Source organism: Sporosarcina sp. P20a (assembly GCF_002743175.1).
GTDB lineage: Bacteria > Bacillota > Bacilli > Bacillales_A > Planococcaceae > Sporosarcina.
The window spans coordinates 41,179-49,947 of record NZ_PDYT01000022.1; the positions used below are offsets into that span (position 1 = coordinate 41,179).

The 8,769-nt window shown below is 38.4% G+C and carries 8 protein-coding genes; 6 read left to right on the top strand and 2 right to left on the bottom strand.

Going from position 1 to position 8,769, the window contains the following annotated elements; all coding sequences use genetic code 11:
- Positions 1-34 precede the first annotated feature (34 nt).
- Together CSV72_RS17230 and CSV72_RS13885 are read left to right on the top strand one after the other, a co-directional pair.
- Positions 35-1,504 (top strand): methyl-accepting chemotaxis protein, encoded by a 1,470-nt coding sequence (locus CSV72_RS17230; RefSeq protein WP_099678852.1) that lies wholly within the window; start codon positions 35-37, stop codon positions 1,502-1,504.
- 233 nt (positions 1,505-1,737) lie between these two features.
- On the top strand, positions 1,738-2,634 hold the full coding sequence (locus tag CSV72_RS13885; RefSeq protein ID WP_099678853.1) for an AEC family transporter: 897 nt from the start codon (positions 1,738-1,740) through the stop codon (positions 2,632-2,634).
- Between the two features lie 139 nt (positions 2,635-2,773).
- On the opposite strand, the gene CSV72_RS13890 is transcribed toward CSV72_RS13885, so the two are convergent.
- Positions 2,774-4,078 carry an ATP-binding protein gene (locus CSV72_RS13890; RefSeq protein WP_099678854.1) on the bottom strand — a complete coding sequence of 435 codons (1,305 nt, stop codon included), beginning with the start codon at positions 4,076-4,078 and terminating at the stop codon, positions 2,774-2,776.
- Between the two features lie 311 nt (positions 4,079-4,389).
- Here CSV72_RS13890 and sda (CSV72_RS13895) point away from each other — a divergent pair, with 311 nt between their 5' ends.
- The 4 genes from sda (CSV72_RS13895) to CSV72_RS13910 all read left to right on the top strand — a co-directional run bounded on the left by sda (CSV72_RS13895) (position 4,390) and on the right by CSV72_RS13910 (position 7,054).
- Entirely contained in the window at positions 4,390-4,506 is a 117-nt protein-coding gene (sda, locus tag CSV72_RS13895; RefSeq protein ID WP_099678855.1) for a sporulation histidine kinase inhibitor Sda, read from the top strand.
- Positions 4,507-4,707: 201 nt separating this feature from the next.
- Positions 4,708-4,851, top strand: coding sequence for a sporulation histidine kinase inhibitor Sda (gene sda, locus CSV72_RS13900; protein WP_099678856.1), 144 nt, complete (start codon positions 4,708-4,710; stop codon positions 4,849-4,851).
- 150 nt (positions 4,852-5,001) lie between these two features.
- On the top strand, positions 5,002-5,631 hold the full coding sequence (locus CSV72_RS13905) for a helix-turn-helix transcriptional regulator (protein ID WP_255407602.1): 630 nt from the start codon (positions 5,002-5,004) through the stop codon (positions 5,629-5,631).
- A gap of 52 nt (positions 5,632-5,683) precedes the next feature.
- Positions 5,684-7,054: an MATE family efflux transporter gene (locus CSV72_RS13910; protein WP_099678858.1), complete on the top strand. Its 1,371-nt coding sequence runs from the start codon at positions 5,684-5,686 to the stop codon at positions 7,052-7,054.
- Between the two features lie 1,155 nt (positions 7,055-8,209).
- Here the strand turns inward: CSV72_RS13910 and CSV72_RS16935 are convergent.
- Positions 8,210-8,383 carry a hypothetical protein gene (locus tag CSV72_RS16935; protein ID WP_199170112.1) on the bottom strand — a complete coding sequence of 58 codons (174 nt, stop codon included), beginning with the start codon at positions 8,381-8,383 and terminating at the stop codon, positions 8,210-8,212.
- Positions 8,384-8,769: the final 386 nt, after the last annotated feature.

The following is an 8,769-nucleotide window of genomic DNA, read 5'->3' on the forward strand; positions in this document are numbered from 1 at the left end:
CTAGGCCTACCGCCCCCCCAAAGGAGAATGTAAGATGAAAATAGAAGAACTCAAGCATACCGATTGGATCAACAAAAACAAAATTATGGCGCTTAGCTTTGGACTGGCGGCAGGACTTGGGCTCCTTGCTCAAATTCTACTTCAGTCATCGGTAATTATTATTACATCGGTTGCCATTCCGTTCGTCGTCGCCATCCTTTTTTACGTATTTATGAACACATCCACTTTCATCGCGAAATACTTTCCGTACATCTTGGTCTTTTTAACATTCTGCATTTCCATGAGTCTTATACTCTTCTCGAGTGCGAACTTAGGGACGATCGGTGTAATCTATTTGGTCTTAGTATTAGGTGCCGTGCATGGGAAAATGCGTATTATTGGATTTGCCTACGTATTGAGTTTACTTGCATTACTCGTGAACAATAAATATTTCATATCACCTGAGATTATTATTGGGAGCGGTTCCAATTTACTTCTTCTTCATTTTCTCAAAGCACTTTGTTTGTTTTTATTGGTTAGACAGAATGATCGAGTCTTTCAACATGTAGAAGAGCTATTAGTACTGACATCGCAGAAAGCCGAAGAAGAACAAGTGCTGTTTGAGGAGCTGGATACAGCGGTGACGAAAATCACGTCTAATCTAGCGTTTATTCAAACGAATGCGTCCAGATCCACTACTTCTCAGCGTGAAATGTTAGAGGCGGTCAATGAAGTAAGTTCAGGCAGTCAACATCAAGCCGATCATATTGCGGAGATTGCTGAAAACGCGGAGCAGACATATGAAGCGATTCAAGAGATTTCGGCAGGGCTTGGTGAACTGGGTGCCAAAACGAACGACGCAGGTAGTAAAGCGGATACTGGAACTGCACAAATGACTCGATTGAAAGAGAGTCTAGATACATTTGCTGAATTCTTTACAGATTTGAATGACACATTCGGTATTCTATCTAGTAAAATTGACGAGACAAATGCATTTGCTAGTTCGATTAAACAAATTACGGAGCAAACGAATTTATTGGCCTTAAATGCATCGATTGAAGCCGCGCGTGCAGGCGAACACGGTAAAGGCTTTGCGGTTGTGGCGGATGAAATTCGTAAACTGGCGAGATTGACGGATGAGACACTTAAAAAAATCGATACGAACTTAGTGGAGTTAAATAGTACGAATACGATTGCGGTTGGAAAATTACAAGAAGGTTTGAAGCAGCTGACGATGCAAAACAGCGTGGCGGATGAATCCAGTGCATCCTTTGGTATGTTGCATCAAGTCATGTCTACTTTGCAAAACGAGTTAGCTAAATTCATCCGTGAATTTGATATCATTACTGGACGAACATTGACAATTCGTGAACGCACGGTAGAATTCGCTGCAGTAGTAGAGCAGAGTACGGCGGCAGTGGAAGAATTAAATGCCACGCTGACGGAATTGGCAGGGGAGCAAGAAGAAATTGCGAATTATATTCATGAAACACATGATGAAGCCATTGCTATTCGTAGAACGTAAAGTACTACATACTATGAATTTACAAATTAACATCACAGCAGCACATAAAAGAAGTTACACTCGAAAACAAGAGCTGTAGCTTCTTTTGTCTGTATTTTCTCATTCAATTTAAATTAACTTCCCATATAAAGAGACAATTCTTAAGATTACTATTAGTATTGAATCTGTAGGGTGGCTTTGTCGTTCATCAAAGCGACGTACATGTAAATGATTGTATCGTTAGAGGTGTATAAATGGGATTATTTTTCACGGTTATTTTACCGATTATTTCAGTATTCATAGTAGGATTCATATTACAAAGAGTGAAAGGCTTACATATTAAATCAATTTCTTCACTTTCGATTTACATACTATCGCCAGCTCTTGTCTTTTCGTCTTTATATAAGGCCGATTTCAATGCGAGCTATATGACGATCCTGATTTATATGTTTGCTCTTTTTTATGCGATGGTGTTACTCAATAAAATTATGGCGAAAATCTTTAAATGGAATAAAAAAGTAGAAAGTGCCTCGATCCTAGCTACAGGTTTCATGAATTCTGGAAACTACGGTTTGCCAGTCGTGTTATTTAGCTTAGGAGAAAAAGCACTACCGTATGCCATATTCATCATGGTCATACAATCACTGCAAAATAATTTCTTCGGCGTCTATTATGCGTCACGCAGTACGAGTGGCATCGGTCGATCCATAAAAATGGTCTTCAAAATGCCGACAACGTATGCTGCGATTTTCGCTTTCGTTTTTCAGTATTTCCACATTACGGTGCCGGAATCCATTATGTCTACGACGTCCATGGTCGGGGACGCTGCGATTCCCGTCATGATGATTATGCTAGGCATGCAACTTGGATCGGTCATTCGTAAGAAGCCAAATTGGCAAGTGGTCATTTCAGGCGTGGTCTTGAAAATGGTCATTGCGCCAATACTTGCGTTTATTTTCGTGCTGTTCGTAGGAATGGATCCTCTAGTAGGGACGGTCCTCATCATTATTTCCGCAATGCCCACAGCAGCCACGACGACAATGTATGCGATTGAATTTGATACCGAGCCGGAACTGGTTTCCATGATTACGTTAATTTCTACATTGCTTAGTATTGTGACGTTGAGTGTGTTGTTGAATGTCATTATTTAATCTACTGAGTTATAATCCATCTCAGAACATCGCCAAATAAAAAGAAGTTGGAGCCCGAAATGGCTTCAACTTCTTTTTCGTTTCGATGATCTAAGTGAATGTATTAAAAAAGGGGGATCATTCGACGGATCAAGCCTAGTTAAAATTTCGGAAAACTAACTGTAAAGGTCGTCCCTTTTCCAATCTCAGTATTTAGTAATAAGTTTCCATTATGATCTCTAATGATTTTTTCACAAATCAACAAACCTAACCCTGTTCCATCTACTTTTGATGACATGAATGGATCACCTATTTGACTTAGGATTTCATCAGGGATACCTGAACCGTTATCGGAAACATCAATAGTAACGTGATCATGATCGTCTTTTACATGAAGCGTGATAGTTCCGGTTTCCATAGCCTCAATCGCATTTTTGATTAAATTAATAAATACTTGTCTTACTTTTAATTCATCACCAAAAATGGTCATCTTGGTATTATCCGATTTTACATGCATATCGATGGCTTTCATATCCATTTCTGATTCCATCTGCACCTTAACAACTTCGATTAATTCCGAAATATTGATCACCTTTTGATTGACAACATGTGTTTCAGCTAAGGATAAAAATTTAGATGCTGTTTGTTCTATTTCTGTTAATCCATTTTTGATACCATCAAATTGTGCTTGAATTGCTTCACTACGATCACTAGCAGTTAGATCCAACAGTTGTAAACGCCCTTGAACGACCGTAAGAGAGTTGCGTAGTTCGTGGGCAATGATAGACGCTAATTTCCCGGTGATGTCTAATTTATCTCGACGCGTATCATGGTTTCGTAGTTCATTTTCAAACTGCAGTTGTTTTGTTATCCCTGTAAAATGAACAGGCCCTTTTTTATATAAATGCGAAGGTGAGAAATCGGTATCCGTTATATGGTATTCATGGGTTTGCAAAAGTTCAATTAAGAGTGAACCCGATAAAGATAAACCATCATATGCACACACAATGATGTAATTCTTTGCCACGTTCGCTACTCTAGAGAAAAAATCGTCAAGGTTATGTTCGTGTAATGCTATAGAAGGAATTAACGTTTTTTTACTCTGAAGCCGCCATGTGGCCAATCCCCACACGCGAAGTAGGCATCCTTCTTTCACATGAGAATCAAAAAAATCATTTAACTTCATAAAAACATGCTCAGCATTAAAATTTTCGTGCGTTTCGTATGCCATGTCGGTATCAATAAAATAAATGGTATCCACTTGCTCCTCCGAATAACCGATATTTCTAAGGTTTTCTTTAACGGAAGCATAACTCGTTGGTCGATCCACATACAGAACCATGTGATTTTTATCCAGTCCTTCAGCTATATATGAGGTAGCATGTTCTATATACTTGTTACTATCTGTGTACGTATACACCACATGACCTACTAGTAAGGATTCTATGCCTTTAATAGGTTCCATTTTCCTATTTGTATCGCTTACATATGTGATTTTAAATAACTCCTCTCAAAGCAATGAATAATAAGTTATATTATACCATTATATTTACTATAAGTGATATCAAATATATTACATTTTAGTATATTCATTGTATTTTGCGTGAGTGCCGGTTAAGGTGTAGGTATTTGGAAAACAAGGATCTGCGTGCCAGCCAGACATATTCCGGTAGGGCGGGCGGTTAGAAACACTTTAAGTTCACCAAATGGTTTAAATGCTTTATGTAAGGGGTAAGGTAAGCAAACAAAGTTCATAAACAAGAAAGTAGGTGCCTTATGCTAAAATTATCAAATGCAGCATTGCTCGAAGCCTATGAGCGCACAGAGGAAATACGTGTAGAACAAGCATTTATTCAACTACTTGAAGAAGAAATGAAACGCCGTGGTATATAGATACCACGTTTTTTTGTGTTCAATACTAATGATTACCAGTTTGTTGAACCTGGGTCTGCGTGTCATTCAGACATGTTCCTGTTGGTGAGGGAAGTTGAACAACAGCTCAACTACAAAAAACTTATATCACAAGTTCACAAATGGTTTATGTAAGGGGTATGGTATTCAAACAAAGTCCATAAACAAGAAAGTAGGTGCCTTATGCTAAAACTATCAAACGCGGCATTGCTCGAAGCCTATGAGCGCACAGAGGAAATACGTGTAGAGCCAGCATTTATTGAACTACTTAAAGAAGAAAGACAACGTCGTGTTATATATAGATGCCGTGGCATTTTTTATTTATGAATAGGTCGAGTGTGTTGAACGAGGGGAGGCGCGCACTTTTAAGAATATGCCCTCCATTACTTTCATTACATAATAAGAAAAGCTACGATACATAGAGGACAAATCTAGAAAAAGATTGGATGGAGTATCATACGAAATCGTCAATTTGAAATATTGCTGTATTTATTGAAAGTAAAAAAAGTAACTCATAAAGAATTGTCCGAGATGTTTGAAGTGAGCGTCAAAACGATTCAGCGAGATGTGGACAAATTATCTATGATGGGCGTACCTGTAACATGTAAGCAAGGAAATCAAGGTGGGATCTATATAGAAGAGAGCTACAAATTAACCGAAAGCTTCTTCACAAATGAAGACTTACAAACGATCACCATTGCATTGTCGATGTATGATAGCATCTCTTCAAACCAAAATAAAGATCACGTCATGAAAAAACTTGCTCTTATTTCACCGGAGTTGGTTGATTTATTGGAGACGGATGCAAATGATTATTTCGTTGTGGATTTTGTAGGAGAAAAAATAGATATGACCGAAAGCGTATATAAGAAAATCAATCATTGCTTGGATGAAGAAGTGTTACTGGCAATCACGCGCGGTGACGAGCAGATTCTAGTCGCGCCCATTAGTTATGTATTGCGGCCGGAAGGGTTATACCTATACGCTTACGACGAAGACTATCTATTGATTGAAATCTCAACAATTAAACAAGCGCAAAGTACGGAAATAGAATTTGAAAGAACATTTACTCCTTATAAAGAAAATACACATATCATTTTCAAATAAGACATTCGATGTCCTGTTACGATTGGTATAGTTATTTTCGGAGGGATATCCAATGAAAAATAACTTATATGAAAGCCAATCAATCAATAGACTCATCATGACGTTCTCCATTCCAGCGATCTTTTCTTTACTCATAGAAATGATGACAGCGGTCGTGGATACTTCGTTTGCGGGACACTTAGGTAGTCAAAGTGAAAGTGCATTGACTGCAATGGGATTATTATCCCCACTGATGGCGGTGTTTGTTGCACTTCAAACACTGTTTGCAATTTCTACAGCTATTATGATTTCTACATACTTAGGTCGAAACGATAGGTTGAAACTAAATAATTACTTCAAGAGCGGCTTCATCATGACAATCGTCGTCAGTGCCAGTACATCATTGCTGATCTACTTATTCATGCACCCCATATTGTCGATGCTTGGTGCGGAGGCGGAAGTGTACAAACTAGCGCATGATTATTTACGCATTATCCTAATCAGTAATATATTCAGTGCGGTCGGTTATACGCTAACAAGTGTCATACGCGCATTCGGAAATCCAAAAGCGGAAGCCGTCATCATCGTTCTGTCTGTCGCTATCAACGTGGTAAGTAACGCCATCCTGACATTCGGCTTAGAGCTCGGAATGGTCGGGATCGCACTCGGTACACTCATCAGTGAAGTAGTGTGCGCACTGCTAGCTGTCATGTATCTCGTGAAAAACCATAACTGGTTTACATCCAACCCGATTTCGCCAAAAGCATTTATCACAATGTCGTATAACATGTTCAAAATCGGATTTGCCCAAACAACGATTCAACTATTGGCGGGCGTAACAGCATTCATCGTCAATTATCAGTTGCTGACAGTAGGCAGCAACGCGCATATCGCGATGTGGAATATTGCCAATAAAATGTACATGCTACTGTTGATGCCAATCATTGGAATCACACAAGCCGTTCAAACGATTATTGCGTACTTCAACGGAAAAGGCGATGAAGATAAAAAGCTTCTCGTCGTAAAGAAAACCGTACAGTATTGCTTCTTCTACGGAATCGGAATCACAGCGATCGTATTCTTAGTTGGAAAGTATATTCTCGTGATATTCACAGGAGATCAAGCAATCATCGATTCGGTCATGTCGATCATCCAAGTGATCTTCATCACATTTCCGATTCTCGGCGTGACGTATACGATCATGACATTGCTTCAAGTGACAGGTAGCGAAATGGAAGCCGTCATCATCGGAGTGACGAGACAAGTCGTTTCCGTCATACCGCTTGTGATCATCTTGCCCTACATCTTCGAGAAATATGACATTTCCGCAATCAGTCCATCTTTTTCGATTTTCTTTGCGATTCCGCTTGCAGATATACTGACTCTTGGGATGGCTTTGTTCTTCTTTAAGACAGCGAAAAGTGGCATCAGTGAAGAACGCTAATGTTTTCTTATGAAAGAGAAAATCACCGGGGATTACGGCTGTTTTGTAGTGGTTCATTTGGTCACTCTTTTCTTTTTATGATTGAATTCTGTTATTAGCGTATCATCTTAAAAAGTGAATGTATAATCACTACCGAAATAACCTCATGAAAAGAAGTTGTTGCACAAAACAGATGCCTCAGCTCCTTTTTCGCATATGCTATTAATATCAATTAACCGTGTATGTGTACTATGTTAAAACACTCTCTTTAAGCACATTGAGAAGCTGAATAATATGATTGAATAAAATACATGAAAAGGAATCCAAGTGTAATAAATACAATTATTGAAAAAACCCAACAATCGTATAGGATATAGATACAGACATTAGAGGATTGACTAAACCATTAAAGAGTATTAAAAGATTTCTCCATTTTTTTTGGAGGGGGCTTTTCTATTATGTATCGAATTTTTGTCTTATGATACAAAACCGGAACAAATATAAAACCATCCATGGTAAAATAATAAATGCGTAGGTGGGCAAGCACGCCTATGACTCCTCAAAGCCGGCATCGGCTGAAGGGAGGTGCCGTAGATGCAACAAGAAAACAACGGGCAATACAAGACGCGGAAAGAGCTCCGGGAAGAAAAAGCGAGACAAAGTCAAAGAGGACTGATCATCCTTAAGACTGTGTACTACTCAAGTAGAACACTTATCGCTGTAGTATTCGAGTGGCTCCGGTTACTTAAAACCTAACGCACAACCATCCCTTTATGGGGTGGTTTTTATTTTTGGGTAAAAAAATAGACGGCCGATGATCAGTCAGCCGTCTTGCCGTATTTGCAACATAGAAAAATACACAACGGGCGTATTTAATATGTGTTACTACCTCCAATTTAATACATGAACAGTTGGTTGTCAAGACCAACCTATCGCCCAAAAGCGTATCAGCACCTTGTTTTTTAGTGCTCAAGCATTTTAAGAGATCACTATACTTTATTCGGTAAACTACATAAGTAACTGTGTTTTGTATCAGAAATAAATAATAAAGCCCAATTTCTCTTTTAAATGCTAGGGAAATCAGGCTTTTGATGTTAAACAAACGCGCCCGATTGCTTTATAAAGTATTGGTATAAATAGAACGTGAAGAAAAATGTCTGCTGATATTAATCTGTATTAATGACCCATATTATCGTTGTTACCGCTAAGTGGTTCTACTACTTCTCCATCTTTATCTATTACAATACTGTCGGTTTCCTTATTAGCCTCGGTCAAAGACCCATAATAAGTAAAAACACCAAAAGTAATGATAGCTACCGTTGTTAATACTATAGAAATTCTTTTTTTCATAAAGTAGTCATCTCCCTACATATTTTTTTGTATTCGGTTCTTCTTAAAATACTTAATCAAGTTAAATATTAAAACGGCTATAACTGTGCAAGGGATTATACAAATAAGAATAAAAGTGCCAATAAAGATATACCCTGCCCCACCCCAACCATCAATTAATGCACCAATACAAATGATTCCTATACTTAGCAAAAGTAACCCAACAAAACTTAAAATAAAGTACTTGTTTAGTGCAAGATAGAAGTACAGAGTTTTGAAAGGAATAAGTACATAACGCTGCAATTGTAAAATAATAAAAAAAGGCTTGCCAGCCTTCCAAAATTTCTCTACTGTATTGGTGTCGAATCAAATCAGTGGAGGTTGAGAGGAATGCTGGCAATGCCTGA